A 769-nucleotide genomic window follows, 5' to 3' on the forward strand; every position below is an offset into this window, starting at 1 on the left:
TTTCTTCCAGGAGTTGCAGGTACATACCTTGATGAAGTCACAAGTGATCCTAATTTTGCTGCCAGAGTAAATCTTTGGCCATTTAGTTATGGTTCATCACAAGGCATGTTATTGAAACCTGACGGTATAACACCGGCTTACACATCACAAGCTGGGTATCATGTTGTCACAAACGGAATTTTTGCAAATCATGGAATGACTTCGGGTGCAAACCCATTCAACTTTTACGGCGGATTTGAAGATTATCTAGTAAATAACGAAGGCTATACGTTAGGCAAAGATCTTGTCGAGTTTCCATACGACTGGAGGCTTGACAACCAAATACACCTTGCTGAACTAGACCATCTAGTAAACCAGGTCGATCCTCCACAGGACAATCCAAGGTGATATTGATTGCACACAGCATGGGCGGAGTCATTGCAAAGGCATACGTAGATTCAATCGGTTCATCAAAGGTGGATACATTGATTACAATTGGCACTCCATTTTTTGGTGCAGTCAAGCCCTACTATGCTTTGGTAAACGGGTATACATTTGGCAATCCTTTCATAAACCCACTTGTAGTCAAGGCCTTGGCTCAAAATTCTGCTGCAGTCTATGAGCTGTGCCCCTGGGTTCCATTTGTATATGATGCTAAAAACAGCCAGTATCTCACATTTGACCAGTCCTTCCAAATGAAGTACAAGGACGTCAATATGGGAACTCTAGTATTTTATTCTGGTACAGACAACGTCTGGTCTCCTAATAATGATTTGATACAAAGTGCAAA

General features: G+C 41.7%; 1 protein-coding gene and 1 pseudogene. Both read left to right on the plus strand.

The genetic code is table 11. The features are described from left to right. A partial coding sequence (locus DYY66_RS10055) for a hypothetical protein (protein WP_166288865.1) occupies positions 1–387 on the plus strand: 387 nt, incomplete at its 5' end. Continuing rightward, positions 384–769: pseudogene (locus tag DYY66_RS10060) on the plus strand (hypothetical protein); the annotation flags it as partial. The gene DYY66_RS10055 and the pseudogene DYY66_RS10060, both read left to right, overlap by 4 nt.

The sequence above is a fragment of the Candidatus Nitrosotalea sp. FS genome (genome assembly GCF_011319475.1).
Lineage (GTDB): Archaea > Thermoproteota > Nitrososphaeria > Nitrososphaerales > Nitrosopumilaceae > Nitrosotalea.